This window comes from Geotalea toluenoxydans JCM 15764 (assembly GCF_001311985.1).
GTDB classification, from domain to species: domain Bacteria; phylum Desulfobacterota; class Desulfuromonadia; order Geobacterales; family Geobacteraceae; genus Geotalea; species Geotalea toluenoxydans.
On the sequence record NZ_BBCJ01000049.1, the window covers coordinates 1 to 14,612 of the forward strand.

15 protein-coding genes, 1 tRNA gene and 4 pseudogenes are annotated in these 14,612 nt (G+C 54.9%); 15 read left to right on the plus strand and 5 right to left on the minus strand.

Annotated elements, in window-relative coordinates:
• Positions 1 to 54: 54 nt before the first annotated feature.
• From JCM15764_RS20190 to JCM15764_RS20215, 6 genes and pseudogenes are all read left to right on the plus strand, one after another.
• Positions 55 to 1,125: a M42 family metallopeptidase gene (locus tag JCM15764_RS20190; RefSeq protein WP_054698706.1), complete on the plus strand. Its 1,071-nt coding sequence runs from the start codon at positions 55 to 57 to the stop codon at positions 1,123 to 1,125.
• A 110-nt stretch (positions 1,126 to 1,235) separates the two neighbouring features.
• Positions 1,236 to 2,703: pseudogene (gene guaB / locus JCM15764_RS20195) on the plus strand (IMP dehydrogenase).
• 224 nt (positions 2,704 to 2,927) lie between these two features.
• Positions 2,928 to 4,488, plus strand: a pseudogene (guaA, locus tag JCM15764_RS20200) (glutamine-hydrolyzing GMP synthase).
• 43 nt (positions 4,489 to 4,531) lie between these two features.
• Positions 4,532 to 5,172, plus strand: a pseudogene (locus tag JCM15764_RS20205) (HAD family hydrolase).
• Positions 5,173 to 5,254: 82 nt separating this feature from the next.
• Positions 5,255 to 5,569, plus strand: a complete 315-nt coding sequence (gene flgM / locus JCM15764_RS20210; protein WP_054698708.1) for a flagellar biosynthesis anti-sigma factor FlgM — start codon at positions 5,255 to 5,257, stop codon at positions 5,567 to 5,569.
• A 179-nt stretch (positions 5,570 to 5,748) separates the two neighbouring features.
• Positions 5,749 to 5,823 (plus strand) — tRNA-Gly (locus JCM15764_RS20215).
• A 139-nt stretch (positions 5,824 to 5,962) separates the two neighbouring features.
• Here the strand turns inward: JCM15764_RS20215 and JCM15764_RS28995 are convergent.
• Positions 5,963 to 6,157, minus strand: a pseudogene (locus JCM15764_RS28995) (hypothetical protein); the annotation flags it as partial.
• 175 nt (positions 6,158 to 6,332) lie between these two features.
• Between JCM15764_RS28995 and JCM15764_RS20220 the strand changes: the two are divergent.
• From JCM15764_RS20220 to JCM15764_RS20230, 3 genes are read left to right on the plus strand one after another with little or no spacing between them, the layout of a single operon-like run.
• Positions 6,333 to 6,911, plus strand: a complete 579-nt coding sequence (locus tag JCM15764_RS20220) for a hypothetical protein (protein ID WP_054698717.1) — start codon at positions 6,333 to 6,335, stop codon at positions 6,909 to 6,911.
• On the plus strand, positions 6,901 to 7,848 hold the full coding sequence (locus JCM15764_RS20225) for a nucleotidyl transferase AbiEii/AbiGii toxin family protein (protein WP_054698710.1): 948 nt from the start codon (positions 6,901 to 6,903) through the stop codon (positions 7,846 to 7,848). The genes JCM15764_RS20220 and JCM15764_RS20225 overlap by 11 nt, the downstream gene beginning before the upstream one ends.
• A gap of 24 nt (positions 7,849 to 7,872) precedes the next feature.
• The gene (locus JCM15764_RS20230; RefSeq protein ID WP_054698713.1) at positions 7,873 to 8,070 is read left to right on the plus strand and encodes a hypothetical protein; all 198 of its coding nucleotides are present in this window, start codon (positions 7,873 to 7,875) and stop codon (positions 8,068 to 8,070) included.
• Between the two features lie 75 nt (positions 8,071 to 8,145).
• On the opposite strand, the gene JCM15764_RS20235 is transcribed toward JCM15764_RS20230, so the two are convergent.
• Positions 8,146 to 8,556, minus strand: a complete 411-nt coding sequence (locus JCM15764_RS20235; RefSeq protein ID WP_054698715.1) for a MerR family transcriptional regulator — start codon at positions 8,554 to 8,556, stop codon at positions 8,146 to 8,148.
• A 229-nt stretch (positions 8,557 to 8,785) separates the two neighbouring features.
• On the opposite strand from JCM15764_RS20235, the gene JCM15764_RS20240 reads away from it, so the two are divergent.
• Entirely contained in the window at positions 8,786 to 9,925 is a 1,140-nt protein-coding gene (locus JCM15764_RS20240; RefSeq protein WP_054698719.1) for an acyl-CoA dehydrogenase, read from the plus strand.
• A 92-nt stretch (positions 9,926 to 10,017) separates the two neighbouring features.
• On the opposite strand, the gene JCM15764_RS27455 is transcribed toward JCM15764_RS20240, so the two are convergent.
• The 3 genes from JCM15764_RS27455 to JCM15764_RS25470 form a co-directional block, all read right to left on the minus strand.
• Complete coding sequence (locus JCM15764_RS27455) at positions 10,018 to 10,140, minus strand: hypothetical protein (RefSeq protein ID WP_279384598.1); 123 nt, start codon at positions 10,138 to 10,140, stop codon at positions 10,018 to 10,020.
• Between the two features lie 17 nt (positions 10,141 to 10,157).
• The gene (locus JCM15764_RS20245) at positions 10,158 to 11,540 is read right to left on the minus strand and encodes a sigma-54 interaction domain-containing protein (RefSeq protein WP_243689507.1); all 1,383 of its coding nucleotides are present in this window, start codon (positions 11,538 to 11,540) and stop codon (positions 10,158 to 10,160) included.
• A 90-nt stretch (positions 11,541 to 11,630) separates the two neighbouring features.
• Positions 11,631 to 11,801: a hypothetical protein gene (locus JCM15764_RS25470; RefSeq protein ID WP_243689508.1), complete on the minus strand. Its 171-nt coding sequence runs from the start codon at positions 11,799 to 11,801 to the stop codon at positions 11,631 to 11,633.
• A 240-nt stretch (positions 11,802 to 12,041) separates the two neighbouring features.
• Between JCM15764_RS25470 and JCM15764_RS25475 the strand changes: the two genes are divergently transcribed.
• The 5 genes from JCM15764_RS25475 to JCM15764_RS25495 all read left to right on the plus strand — a co-directional run bounded on the left by JCM15764_RS25475 (position 12,042) and on the right by JCM15764_RS25495 (position 14,578).
• Positions 12,042 to 12,191, plus strand: coding sequence for an acyl-CoA dehydrogenase N-terminal domain-containing protein (locus JCM15764_RS25475; protein ID WP_243689509.1), 150 nt, complete (start codon positions 12,042 to 12,044; stop codon positions 12,189 to 12,191).
• Entirely contained in the window at positions 12,173 to 12,874 is a 702-nt protein-coding gene (locus JCM15764_RS25480) for an acyl-CoA dehydrogenase family protein (RefSeq protein WP_243689510.1), read from the plus strand. The genes JCM15764_RS25475 and JCM15764_RS25480 overlap by 19 nt, the downstream gene beginning before the upstream one ends.
• Positions 12,814 to 13,182 carry an acyl-CoA dehydrogenase family protein gene (locus tag JCM15764_RS25485; RefSeq protein ID WP_243689511.1) on the plus strand — a complete coding sequence of 123 codons (369 nt, stop codon included), beginning with the start codon at positions 12,814 to 12,816 and terminating at the stop codon, positions 13,180 to 13,182. The genes JCM15764_RS25480 and JCM15764_RS25485 overlap by 61 nt, the downstream gene beginning before the upstream one ends.
• A 254-nt stretch (positions 13,183 to 13,436) precedes the next feature.
• On the plus strand, positions 13,437 to 14,105 hold the full coding sequence (locus JCM15764_RS25490; protein ID WP_243689512.1) for an acyl-CoA dehydrogenase family protein: 669 nt from the start codon (positions 13,437 to 13,439) through the stop codon (positions 14,103 to 14,105).
• Positions 14,036 to 14,578 (plus strand): acyl-CoA dehydrogenase family protein, encoded by a 543-nt coding sequence (locus tag JCM15764_RS25495; RefSeq protein WP_243689513.1) that lies wholly within the window; start codon positions 14,036 to 14,038, stop codon positions 14,576 to 14,578. Before JCM15764_RS25490 ends, JCM15764_RS25495 begins: the two co-directional genes overlap by 70 nt.
• The last annotated feature ends 34 nt before the right edge of the window (positions 14,579 to 14,612 follow it).

Here is a 14,612-nt window from a genome sequence, read left to right on the forward strand (position 1 = left end):
GGTGGTCGGTGGTCGGTGGTGGTTAATTTGGCAATTAATTAATGGAGGTAGTTGATGCGCGATCAATCCTTTGAATTTTTACAGAACCTTCTGGCGGCTCCCAGTCCTTCCGGTTACGAACAGCCTGCCCAGCGGGTTTTCCGCTCTTATGTCGCTCCATTCGCAGCGACCAGTACTGATGTCATGGGCAATGTCTTCGGCGCCATCGAGGGGGGCGGTGAAAATCGCCCACGGGTGATGCTGGTCGGTCATTCCGATGAAATAGGTTTCCAGATCAAGTACATGGATGACAACGGCTTCATCTATTTCGGCGCCATTGGCGGCGTCGATCCCCATCTTTCCACCGGTCAGAAGGTAAATATCCATGGCAGCAAGGGCATCATCCCCGGCGTGATCGGCAAGAAGCCCATTCATTTGATGGAGCCCAAGGACAGGGAAACTGTGGTGAAGTTGGACGCCCAGTACATAGATATCGGCGTAGCAAGCAAGAAAGAGGCGGAAGCACTTGTTCGTGTCGGTGATCCGGTGACCTTTGCCGTCAGTTTGAGCATGCTGCAGGGTGATCGTGTCACCAGCCGCGGGTTCGATGACAAGGCGGGAAGCTTTGTAGTTGCCGAAGTGCTGCGGCAGGTTTCGGAGTTGAGCGCCAAACTTCAGGTCGATCTGTATGGAGTTTCCTCGGTTCAGGAGGAGGTCGGGCTGAGGGGAGGCACCACCAGCAGTTATACAGTCAACCCCGATATCGGCATCTGCGTCGAGGTGGATTTCGCCACAGACCAGCCGGACGTGGATAAGAAGCATAACGGCGAGGTGAAGATCGGCAAGGGGCCGATCCTGCCCCGTGGCGCCAATATCAATCCGGCTCTCTTCGATCTTTTGGCCGAAACGGCTGCTGCGGAAAATATTCCTGTCCAATTCACCGGCATTCCGCGGGCCACCGGCACCGACGCCAATGTTATGCAAATTTCCAGGGGAGGTGTCGCCACTGCCCTGGTGAAAATTCCGCTGCGCTACATGCACACACCCGTCGAGGTACTCTCGCTCTCAGATCTGGAAAATGCCGTCAGGCTCATAGTCGCGACTCTGACCAGGATCAAGGACAAGCAGGTATTCATACCAAGCTGACCTGACAGAGTGTATACCCTCTTTAAGCCCTTTTAACTTGACTTGGTGGGGGGGCTGTAATAGCTTGTTTGGTTAATATTTCGACGATTTTCAAGCAAAAGGAGTTCGTAATGTTAGACAATAGCATCCTTGAGGGTCTGACCTTCGACGACGTGCTGCTTCTACCTGCCCATTCCCAGATTCTGCCTCGCGATGTTGATCTTTCCACCCAGCTTTCCCGCAACATCCAATTGAATATACCCCTTGTCAGTGCGGCAATGGATACGGTAACCGAGGCCCGCGCTGCCATCAGCATGGCGAGGGAAGGGGGCATTGGCTTCATCCACAAGAATTTCTCCATTGCCGACCAGGCCATGGAGGTGGACAAGGTGAAAAAGAGCGAGTCGGGGATGATAGTAGATCCTATTACCATGCGCCCCAACCAGAAGATCCGCGAAGCTCTTGAGATCATGGCCAAGTACCGCATCTCCGGGGTGCCCATCACCAAGAGTAATGGCAAGCTGGTGGGTATCCTTACCAATCGCGACCTCCGCTTTGAGACTAACCTGGATCTTCTCATTTCAGAGCGCATGACCAAGCGTAATCTGGTCACAGTGCCGGTGGGTACCACCCTTGAGCAGGCCAAAGAACACCTGAAGCATACCAGGGTGGAAAAACTTCTGGTGGTTGACAGCGACAAGAACCTCAAAGGTTTGATCACCATCAAAGACATCGAAAAGGTAAGAAAATACCCCAATGCCTGCAAGGACAGCCTGGGCCGGTTGCGGGTCGGCGGAGCGTCGGGCCCACCGTTGACATGGAAGCCCGTATCGATGCCCTGATGAAGGCCGGTGTGGACGCCATCGTCATCGATACTGCCCATGGCCACTCACAGGGGGTGATCGATGCGGTACGGATGGCCAAGAAGAATTTTCCCGGCATCGAGCTCATTGCCGGCAATATTGCCACTGCCGATGCAGCCGAAGCGCTGATCAAGGCCGGTGTAGATGCCATCAAGGTTGGTATAGGTCCCGGTTCCATCTGTACCACCAGGGTTGTTGCAGGCATCGGTGTGCCGCAGATAACAGCCATTGCCGATTGTGCCAAGGTGGCCAGGAAGCATGGCGTTTCACTCATCGCCGACGGCGGCATCAAGTTTTCCGGCGACATCACCAAGGCTGTAGCCGCCGGTGCCGATGTCATCATGGTCGGCTCCCTGTTTGCCGGTACCGAGGAATCTCCGGGCGATACCATTCTTTACCAGGGCAGGGCCTACAAGAGCTATCGTGGCATGGGCTCCATCGGTGCATGAAGGAAGGGAGCAAGGACCGCTACTTTCAGAGCGATGTGGACAGCGAGGTCAAGCTGGTGCCGGAGGGAATCGAGGGCATGGTTCCCCTGCGCGGACCGCTTTCGGCCAACATCCACCAGTTGATGGGTGGGCTGCGGGCCGGAATGGGTTATACCGGTTGCAAAACGGTGAAAGAACTGCAGCAGAACGGCCGTTTCGTCAGGATCACCGGTGCCGGACTCAAGGAATCCCATGTGCACGACGTCATGATAACGAAAGAAGCACCCAACTACCGCATCGAAAAATGATGCGAGTGCGATAAAGGTCCATCTGCTGCGTTATGCTCACCTTCAGTCACTGCCCGATTGTAGGGGCAGGTCTTGTGCCTGCCCGATCAGGGCGGCCACGTGGGGCCGCCCTTACAGAGGCTACGCTCCTCTTGGTTCGCAATCCTTGCATACGGAGCTTTTCTCGCACTCGCAATTCTGATAATAATTCCTACTTATAAATTTTTTTAAGGGCTAAAACTAACATGCCAGTTGATATACATTCGGAAAAGATTCTTATCCTCGACTTCGGTTCCCAGTACACTCAGCTGATTGCCCGGCGGGTGCGGGAGGCCCATGTCTACTGCGAGCTCCATCCCTTCGACCTTGAGCTGGCGGCGATCCGTTCCTTTGCCCCAAGCGGCATCATCCTCTCCGGGGGTCCCAAATCGGTCTATGAAGAGGGCGCGCCGGTGTGGAGGAGGAGCTGTTTGAGCTGGGGGTGCCGGTGCTTGGTATCTGCTACGGCATGCAGCTCATGAGCCGCCACTTCGGCGGTGAGGTGGTGCCGGCGGGCAAGCGGGAGTTCGGCCATGCGGAGCTGCTGGCGCAGGGAACACCGGGGCCGCTGTTCGACGGGTTCTTCCTCGACGGGAAGAGTCCGGTCTGGATGAGTCATGGCGACCATGTTTCGCAAGTGCCCGAGGGGTTCCAGGTGGCGGCCGGGACCGCCAATGCGCCGGTCTGCGCAATCCAGAATCTGGCCCGCAACCTCTATGGCGTGCAATTCCACCCCGAGGTGAACCATACCCCACGGGGAGAACAGCTGATCGACACCTTTGTCCGCAATGTCTGCGGCTGTTCCGGCAAGTGGACCCCCGGACAGATCATCGAGGATGCGGTGGCCCGCATCAAACAGCAGGTGGGCAGCGATCGGGTCATTCTCGGCCTTTCCGGCGGAGTGGACTCGTCGGTGGCGGCCGCCCTGATCCACCGGGCAATCGGCGAACAGCTTACCTGCGTTTTTGTGGACAATGGCCTGCTCCGCCTCGGTGAAGGGGACCAGGTCATGGCCACCTTTGCCCAGAACCTGGGGGTCAAGGTGATTCGGGTGGACGCGGAGGATCGTTTCCTTTCCGCCCTGGCCGGGGTGAGCGACCCGGAAAAGAAGCGCAAGATTATCGGTGGCCTGTTCGTGGAGATCTTCGAGGAGGAATCCAACAAGATCACCGATGCCCGCTGGCTGGCCCAGGGGACCATCTACCCGGACGTTATCGAGTCGGCCGGCGCCAAGACCGGCAAGGCCCACAACATCAAGAGCCATCACAACGTTGGAGGCCTGCCCGAGCACATGAAGCTGAAGCTTCTGGAGCCCCTCCGTGAACTGTTCAAGGACGAGGTGCGGGCGATCGGCGAAGAGCTGGGGCTGCCCCACCAGATGGTCTGGCGCCATCCGTTTCCGGGGCCGGGGCTGGGGGTGCGGATTCTGGGCGAGGTGCGGAAGGATTATGCGACATCCTGCGCCAGGCGGACGCCATCTATATCGAGGAACTCTACGCTGCTGACCACTATCACAAGATCAGCCAGGCCTTTGCCGTCTTCCTGCCGGTGAAGAGCGTCGGCGTCATGGGGGACGGCCGGACCTACGAATACGTGGTGGCCCTGCGGGCCGTCGAGACCAAGGACTTCATGACCGCCGGCTGGTACCCGCTCCCCTACGAGGATCTGGCCCGCATCAGCAGTCGTATCATCAACGAGGTGAAGGGAATAAACCGAGTAGTCTACGATATCAGTTCCAAACCACCGGCAACCATCGAGTGGGAATAATGGAAGGGCGCCTAGTGCGCCCTTTTTTGTGAAATGGACATATATGGAGAAGAAGCTCATCATTTTTGATCTTGACGGCACCCTCTGCGATTCCCTGGAGGATCTCACCGATGCCGTCAACCACATGCGCGGCGAATTCGGCCTGGGGGCGCTGACAACGGAACAGGTGCGGCAGTTGGTTGGGGAGGGTGCGGCGAATCTTGTCAAAGGGGCTTTGCCCGGCAAGTCGCCGGCCGAGTTGCGCAGGGGCCTGGAAACCTTCATTGCCTACAATACCGCCCACATTGCCGACAAGACGACACTTTATCCGGTGTGCGCGAGACTATCTCTATCCTGCAGGAGCAGGGGCGGCAGATGGCTGTGGTGTCAAATAAGGCTGAAAGTTTGTGCCGAAGGCTCCTGACAGCACTCCAGCTGGATCATTACTTCATCGACATTGTCGGGGGGGACACGCTTCCCTTTCGCAAGCCGTACCCCGACCCGTTGTTGAAGGTCATCAACGGTGCCGGTATCCCGGCCGGGGAGACGGTCATGGTCGGGGACAGTATCCATGACCTGAAAGCCGGAAAGGCGGCTGCCGTCACGACTATCGCCTGCCTCTATGGCTATGGGAACGATAGTGAGATCAGGTCCGCCGATATGTTCATCGATTCCTTTTCCCGGTTGCTTGAGCTGCCGATCTAATTTTACTTCAATATTTTTCTAAAGTTTTATCAAATGGTGCCGAAAAGGACAGGAACAGCACTATAAACGGAGGTAATGGTTCATGAAAATCGAAGATAACAGCCCATCTACTGTGGTTGATCTTCTCAAGCATCAGAAGGTTGAGCAGAACCCATCAGGTGTCAATGGGGGAAAAGGCGCCGAGGTTGCTGCCAAAACTGACAAGGGTGGTGATAAGGTCGACATAAGCGTTGGGGCAGAGCGTGTCAACAAGACCAGCATCTCATTGAAAGGCCCTGAAAATTTCCGTGAGGACAAGGTGGCGGAGATACAATCAAAGATCGATGCGGGTACCTACCAGGTGAGTGGCCGCGATGTGGCTGAGAAACTGATTGCCGCCCTGTCGAAAACGAAATGATTTTTGCCAGGATAGATTCAAGGAAAGCCCGCCCACAGCGGGCTTTTTTATTGCCGAGGAGGAGCCTGGTAAACTTGATCATTTGATTTTGGCCAATACGAGGGCAGAAGCAGAGGCCTTTCTCAGCAAAAACCTGTTGACAAAAGAGGAGCCCATGGGCTAAATATATCTCTCGTTTTGCGGGAATAACTCAGTGGTAGAGTGTCAGCTTCCCAAGCTGAAGGTCGCGGGTTCGAATCCCGTTTCCCGCTCCAGAAATTCAAGGGCTTAGCCGATTCGGTTAGGTCCTTTTTTAATTGTAGTTGTCTTGGTATCTTTGGGTATCCTTTGAGCTTTGTGCTTGGCTTGTGAGCTTTGCTGATTGACGGTGAAATTGGATGAGAAGGATGCGAGTTAATACTCCTCTGGAAACAGTACCGTCGTCGCCGACCGATCCCATTCTGTGATGATCCATATCTCCGCCCCACCTATGTCTACCGGAATCAACAAAAAAACGTCGATGCCACCATCACCAGGCTTACCGGCATGCATAACCTCACAACAGGCGAAGTTCCTACGGAAGATTTCCGCAACAAACGTCTCGAATTTCCGGGGAGATAGGGCACACCAAAGAACTTATTCAACTATTAACCTGACAGTAGTGGAGAATTTTATAAAGAAAATCTTGCATGGCCGAATACTTATCAATATATATTTGCATGAAATTTCAATAAAATTATTGATAATAAAAGATCGGGATGCTATGATTTTCACGAGGTTGACAATGCAGAAGGCTAAAAATCTCAAATCACATCTGCGGCCTGGCGGCCTGTACAGACGAGCGGATTTGGAGAAGCATTCCAAGAGCGTTGACCGCGAGCTAGCCGAGCTTGTGGAATCCCAGGTATTGGTGAAGGTGCGCCATGGAGTTTACGAGTGCCCGAAGCGTTCCCGCTTTGGTCTGTTGCCTCCGTCTCCGGAAAAAATGGTCAAGACTTTCTTGAAGGATGATAACTTTCTTCTTACCTCCCCTAACGATTTCAACTCCCTCGGTTTGGGCACGACGCAACTCTACAACTACCAATTGGTTTACAATCACAAACGCCATGGCCGATTTGAGCTCGGCGGCCAGATCTTCCAGTTCTGCATGAAGCCCCGCTATCCCAAAAAGGCAACCCGAGAATTCTTACTTGTCGAGTTCGTCAACAACCTGAGCCAATTGGCTGAGGACCGGGATTCTGTCCGGGCCAATGTACAGGCAAAACTGCCGGAGATGTCCTCGAAGCGGCTTCGGTCAGCCGTCAAGAAGTTCTCTAAGGCGTCAACACGAAAGTTCTTCGAGGAGATCCTTAGTGCCATCTGAATTCTTGCACCAGCTCGCCGACTTTGGCGATCTGATCGGAGTCGTATCCCGCGAAAAGGGTATCGTGCCGCAGTTGATCGAAAAAGACTACTGGATCATGCATTCACTGTATGGGTTGCTACAGCAGGGATTTGATTTCGAGCTGAAAGGCGGGACGTCGCTGTCGAAGGCTTACCGGATCATTCACCGGTTCTCGGAAGATATCGACCTGCGCATGGATCCGCCGGCGGGGATGGACGTAAAGTGCGGTAAAAACCAGACAAAGCCAGCACATATCGCGTCTCGGGCGACCTTCTTTGATTATCTTGCCGAGACAATAAAAATTCACGGCATCAGCGAGGTCAAGCGTGACCATGCATTCGACAACACTACCCTCCTGAGCGCCGGGATCCGGCTCTTCTATTCTGAGAGATTCCCGAGACTGGAAGGACTGAAGGCAGGGATTCTCTTGGAGCTAGGCTTTGACGACACCACTCCCAACGAAAGCATCGACATCTCTTCGTGGGTTGTAGATAAGGCACTGGCTCTTGGTCTCGAGTTCATCGATAACCGGGCTGCCGGCGTAAAATGCTACCACCCCGCCTACACCTTCGTCGAAAAGCTTCAAGCGGTTTCGACGAAATTCCGGAAACAGCAGGCCGAGGGAACTTTTCCTGAGAACTTTCTGCGGCACTATTACGACATCTATTGTCTTTTAGGGGAAGGCAGGGTCCAGGAGTTTATCGGTACTGATGAGTACGAACAGCGCAAGATAAAGAGATTCCCTGACGCCGATAACAGGGACATATCCACGAACGAGGCTTTTCTCTTGACCGATCCTGCGGTTCGGGCTCTTTATGAGGTTGAATATGCCAAGACCAGAGGACTCTATTATGCTGGCATGGTGGAACTGGATGTGATTCTGGGAAGACTCCAGGAAAATATGGACCGGCTGTAAAAATCAGTTAGTGCATGCTCTCTGATGTCACCTTCCGTGGGCACCAGCGAAAGCGGCCTGGAACTGACCTTCGGTAACTTCATTCGTTATCATGATTACGAGCCGGAAGTGCTACTGGCAAAGGAGTCATGGTCAGAGTGGAAAGCCAAGGCGCAGTTGGCACAGATTCCCATAGACCCGGATCTGACGAAGCTGAAGAAAACCCTGGAAGTAATTTTGTAGCCCATATTAAAGGTAAAAGTATGCTTGAACTGGTCGGTTCATTGTAGGTTTCCTTCTATGATACGAAGGTGATGGTTACCCGCTCTTACTGCTCAGTCTGAACCGCTCGATTATCTTTTGCCGGTAATCGACGATTTCTTTTCTCAAAGAGGCTAGCTGTGCCATTTTCTCGTCAACTTTATTGATGTGCTGATCAAGAATCTCGATCAGGCGCGGGATCATTTTGTCAGTCTGTTTCGCATCGCCATATGCGGAATAGAGATCCTGCATTTCCTTTATGGTAAGCCCCAGCTCCTTCAACTTCAGGATGAATTTTATTCTCCTGACGTAGTAGGGGGTAAATCCCCTGGTGGCGCCATCCTGTCGCTGAACCGATTCGATTATCCCCACTTCTTCCCAGTAGCGCAGGGTTCTGGTCGTCAGGCCAAATGTTTTTGCCAAGTCACCTATTGATTCTGCTTCTTCGCCTTCTTTAAGTTCGTTCATTTATCTTACCTTTACGTAAATGAATACCTTTTAGACCATGCGTCTTAATTTGTCAACTACTGGTTGGCTGAATTGATGGTGGAGAAAAATAAATCTGGCGTTATATAAATGTGTTTTATTTGTAGTTGACATAAACGTAAACGTAATATATCTTCGCTGCATTAGTCATCTCCCCAAGAGGTGATCTATGGCGAGGGCAGGAAGTTTCTGAGAATTTATGGAGGGCAATATGGATTTCGAGTTGAGCCAGGACCACAAAGTATTGCAGGACGCTGTTCGTGACTTCGTCGAGAAAGAGATAAAGCCGATCGCCATGCAGATCGACGAGGAACACATGATTCCTGAAAGCCTGGTCAGGAAGATGGGGGAGATGGGTTTTCTCGGCAGCTATTTTCCCGATGAGTACGGCGGCGCCGGCCTTGACATGCTGTCCTACTCCATCCTCGTGGAAGAGGTATCGAAGGCCTGCGGCTCCAGCGGTGTTCTCATCTCGGCTCATACTTCTCTTGCCTGCGGCCCGATTTATACCTTCGGTACTGAGGAGCAGAAGAAGAAATGGCTGCCGGCCTTGAATACGGGGCAGGTCATCGGCTGTTTCCTTTTGACCGAGCCTGATGCGGGAAGCGATGCAGGCGCTATTGCCACTACCTATAAGCGTGACGGGGACGACTTCGTTATCAACGGCTCCAAAATATTCATTACCAACGGGGGCTACAAAGGAACCGGCGTCCTTTTCGCTACCTCGGACAAAAGCCTCAAGCACAAGGGCGTATCTGCCTTTATCATCGATCTCCAGTCCCCAGGGGTCGAGATCCTCAAGAATGAGAAGAAACTCGGTATCCGCGGCAGCTATACCACCGCTTTCGCTCTGGATAATGTGCGAATACCGGCGGCGAACCTGCTCGGCCAGGAAGGGGAGGGGTTCAAGATAGCCATGGATACCCTGAATGGGGGCCGCATCGGCATTGCCTCCCAGGCACTGGGTATTGCTGAGGGCGCCTTCGAACGGGCACTTGCCTACTCCAAGGAGCGCAAGCAGTTTGGGGCTCCCATTTCTGATCTGCAGGCAATCCAGTTCAAGCTGGCCGACATGTACGCCCGGATCGAGACGAGTAAACTGATGACCTACAAGGCTGCCTGTCTCAAAGACAAGAAGAAGAACTACACAATGGAATCCGCCATGTGCAAGATGCTCGCTTCGGAGGCAGCCACGTACGTCACCAAGGAAGCGATCCAGATCCACGGCGGCTATGGTTTCATCGTCGATTATGAGGTTGAACGGATGTACAGGGATGCCAAGATCACCGAGATTTACGAGGGGACAAATGAGGTGCAGAGGGTGGTGATCTCGAAATTACTGCTTTCTTAGGGGGAACTTCCATAGGTGCGTAAGGGGGGGACTCTGGCGGGCCCCCAATACCTTCGTTTCCATCGATTGGTCCGCCTCTGGAATCTGCCGATTCAGAACCAGCAGTTTCCGTCCCAGCCGGCAATAACCTCTCCCGGCGAGCGTTCGACCGTAAGCTTTCTGGCCGGAACATCCAGGTAATAGGTGAGATAATATGCAAGCCTTGCGTTGCTCAAGATAGATTCTTTAGAGCTCAGTCCATACCCAGGCGGTTCATTTTTTTATATAGAGCGGTGCGATGAATTCCAAGCATGCGGGCAGCGAGGGCTCGATTTCCTCCGGCCGCCTGCAGGGCAGATTCAATCGCGATACGCTCAGCTTTATACAGCTGCTCTTCAAGGGTGCCTGAGACTGCCGCATTAAGCCCTTTGTGGAGGGTTGGCGGTAAATGGTGCGGCTCGATGGTCAGTCCTTGAGCTTTCCAGACCATCTGTCGCATGAGGCTGCGCAACTCCCGCACATTGCCCGGCCAGTTGTGGGACATGAGCGCGTCGGTTGCTGCCGGGGAGAGCTTCGGCGTGGGGAGACGTTCGCGGCGGGATATTTCCGCGAGAAAGTGCTTGGCCAAAAAGGGGATATCTTCGGGGCGTGACCGCAGGGGCGGGAGCTCGATGGGAAATTCGTTGATCCTGTAGTAGAGATCGCTACGGAACTTGCCGTTATTGACGTTGGTGCCCAGATCGCGGTTGGTGGCGGCCACCAGGCGGAAATCCACCGGTATCGGCGCCGTGCCTCCCAAGCGGTCTATCTTGCGGTCTTCAAGCACCCGCAACAGCTTGGCCTGGCTGTCCAGGGGGAGTTCTCCCACCTCGTCAAGAAACAGGGTCCCGCCATTGGCCAGCTCGAATTTTCCCGGCTTTCCTCTCTTCTTTGCCCCGCTGAAAGCCCCCTCCTCGTAGCCGAACAGCTCCGATTCTATCAGGTCGCGGGGGATGGCGCCGCAGTTGATGGCAATGAAGGGGCCTTTCCTTCTGGCTGAACCTTCATGAAGGGCCTGGGCAAACAGCTCCTTGCCGGTGCCGCTCTCTCCCAGGATCAGCACCGTGGCGGAGGAATCGGCAATGCGGCGCGCCTGGTCCATTAGGGCCAGCATGGCCGGATTTTTCGTGAGGATGTTGTCGAAAGAGCAGCGATGTCTGCGCATCTCATCCAGCAGGGTCTCATAGCGTTCCACCTGCAGCTCCATGGCCCGTACCCGCCCGGCAAGTTCTTCAACCTGTTCGGTGCTTTTGAAGAGGATTCTGCCGAAGGCGCCAATCACCCGATTTTCGCGCCTGATGGGAAGGTTCACCGTCACCTTGGTCTGGCCGCGCAGATCCACCACCTGTGCCCGTTCGGGCACACCAGTGCGAGCCACGTCAGACAGGTGGCTTTTGGGAGCGATATCCGTGAGATCCAGCCCCATCCCGCTGCCGCTCTTGAGCCCCAGCCAGCGTTCATTGGAAGAGCTGAGCAACGTCACCTTCCCTGTAGTATCGACTACCGTCAGCCCCTCATAGGGGTTATCTAGCACCAGCCGGACCATTTCCTCGTTCAGTCGATTTGCCGTAGGGTCCAAGAATCTGGTCGGCGGCATGCACCGGCCGGATGACCAGCACCTCGACCTGCTTATCGCCCTCGGCCTGAACGAACCATTCTTTTCCGAAAAAAATCCATTCCCCCTCTTTCAGCTCGCCCAGTTCCCGGGGAAGTGGGGCCCCTCCCTGATATCCAGATCAGCAGTGTCGAAGAAATCTTTGTTCAGAGCGGCAACGTGCCCGTCTTTATCCAACAGGATAATGCCGCATCGGCAGTAGGCTGCCTTTCGGAGCAATGTATTGGTGGAAACTGTATCCATAGATCAACATGTCTCCTTTCAGATACACCTCGCGCAGGAGTGGGTGGTGGCGTGGCGAGGCTGGGTTGTATACGTAAGTCTACATGTATATATTTATAGCACATGGTGTTGTGTATGTACATGGTAAAATAACATATTTATTTCAATAGGTTATGTAATTATATTTTACCGGGTTTGATTGGCACATACCGTGTAATAGAAAACTGTTATATGGATTAATGAAACTAAGGAGGAACCAAGATGTTTACCCATAATGAAGAGATCCGCATTGCCGCGGACACCATCCGTCAGGCGGCGCGGGAGCGAATAGCTCCCCTGGCCGCCTCCATCGACGCCACCGGTGAGCTTAACCCGGAGGTGACGACCCTGCTGTGGGACCTGGGCTCATGACCATGGTCTTTCCCGCAGAACATGGGGGAGCTGAGCAGAGCCAGGGAACGCTGCTCTGTACGGCGGTGGAGGAGATTGCACGCCACTGCGCCTCGTCGGCATTGATGTTGATCATCCAGGCCGTGGGGAGCTATCCCCTGCTCCATGGCGGCAGCAAGGAACTCCTCGACCGGGTGCTGCCGCGAATCGTTGCCGAGCGTGAACTGGCCGCCTACCTGGTTTCCGAGCCCGGCGCAGGCTCTGATGTGGGGAACATCCGCACCACAGCTGTCAAAGACGGCAGTCACTATGTGATTTCGGGCACCAAGTGCTTTTCCACCAACGGCCCCATTGCCTCTTTCTATACCGTTCTCGCCCGTACTTCAGAGAACGGCCGCAACGGCCTCACCTTTTTCCTGGTGGAACGAGACACCCCCGGCTTTTCCGTGGGCAAAATAGAGAAGAAACTGGGGCAGCGGGGCTCCAAGACATCCGAAATGTACCTGGACGAAGTGCGGGTGCCGGTGGGGAACCTGCTCGGCGAGGAAAACAAGGGCTTCAACCTGGCCATGAAGGACTTCGACATGTCCCGTCCCGCCATCGGCGCCCAGGCCTTGGGGATTGCCGAGGGGCTTTCGACCAGATGCTTCGCCACGCCAGGGAGAGAAAAACCTTCGGCCAGGCCCTCTGTGAGCACCAGATGATCCAGCAGATCATCGCCGACAGCGCCACGGCAATCGAAGCGGCCCGTGGCCTGGTTTACCGATCCGCAGCGCTCTACGACCAGGGGCAGCGCAACACAAAGCTCGCCTCCATGGCCAAGCTCTTCGCCTCCGACGCCGCCATGAAGATCACCACCGACGCCATCCAGGTGTTCGGCGGCTATGGCTACATGCAGGACTACCCGGTGGAGCGGATGTTCCGGGACGCCAAGCTCACCCAGATCTTTGAGGGAGCGAACCAGATCCAGCGGCTGGTCATTGCCAGAGAAATACTGAAAGAGACCGCCTGAAAGAATAAACGGACAGCAGAGAAAATAAGGTTCATCCGGGAATTCGATGGAAATAAAAGGCAGTCGCCACATCGTCCGTTCGCTCTGTCGCTTAAGCTTGCGGACCTTGCGGTGCCGCCTGCGTAATGGTGCACGATGCTTGAATTGGCGGGTTGCCTCCGTTCCACATGCGGCGGGTGTCCGCTCGCCGCTCTCTCCAGATGCCACGACTGCTTCCCAGGAAATATCTGAATAACTGAAACAAGGAGACGACCATGAAACACTTGACCGAAGAACAAAGACTAACCCTAGAAATGGTGCGCGATGTTGCTATCCGGGAAATCGCCCCAAGAGCCCAGGAACTGGACGAGAAATCACTCTTCCCCGAACATGCCCGTGACCTTTTTGCCCAGCTCGGGCTTTTGAACCCCCTGTTGCCGGCTGCTTACGGGGGCACCGAAATGGGCATAGCCACCGTCGTCCTTATTCTGGAGGAAATCTCCCGGGTCTGCGCTTCCACCGCCCTTTTATTGATCGGCCAGTTCGACGGCATGCTCCCCATCATCCATGGGGGAAGTCCGGCCCTGAAAGAGAAGTATCTCCCCCGGTTCAGCGGCGAGTCCAAGCTTTTGACCGCCCTGGGAGCAACGGAGCCCAATGCCGGCTCGGACCTGCTGAACATGAAGACCCGCGCCGAGCGTAAGGGCGATAAATACGTCATCAACGGCCAGAAATGTTTCATCACCAACGGCTCCGTCGCCGACATCACCGTCGTCTACGCCTATACGGACCATCCAAGGGGGCGAAGGGGATCAGCGCCTTCGTCGTGGAGCGGGGCACACCGGGCCTCATCTATGGCCGCGATGAGGTCAAGATGGGGATGCGCGGCTCCATCAACTCCGAGCTTTTCTTCGAAAACATGGAAGTGCCTGCCGAGAACCTGATCGGCGAAGAGGGAACCGGCTTTGCCAACCTCATGCAGACCTTGTCCGTGAACCGCATCTTCTGTGCCGCCCAGGCGGTGGGCATTGCCCAGGGTGCCCTGGAGATCGCCATGAACCACGCCCGGGAGCGGGTCCAGTTCGGCAACACCATCGCCCACCTGACCCCCATCCAGTTCATGATCGCCGACATGGCCACCGCCGTAGAGGCTTCGCGGCTCTTGACGAGAAAGGCAGCCCAACTGGTGGACGAGCACGATAAAAAGGCGGTCGTTTTCGGAGGAATGGCCAAAACCTTCGCCAGCGATACCGCCATGCAGGTGACCACCGATGCGGTGCAGGTGCTGGGGGGCTCCGGCTACATGAAGGAGAACAACGTGGAGCGCATGATGCGTGACGCCAAACTTACCCAGATCTATACCGGCACCAACCAGATCACCCGCATGGTCACCGGCAGGGCCTTGTTGTTCCAGTAGCGACTAATGCACGTTACACTAGGAGTCTGTCGGA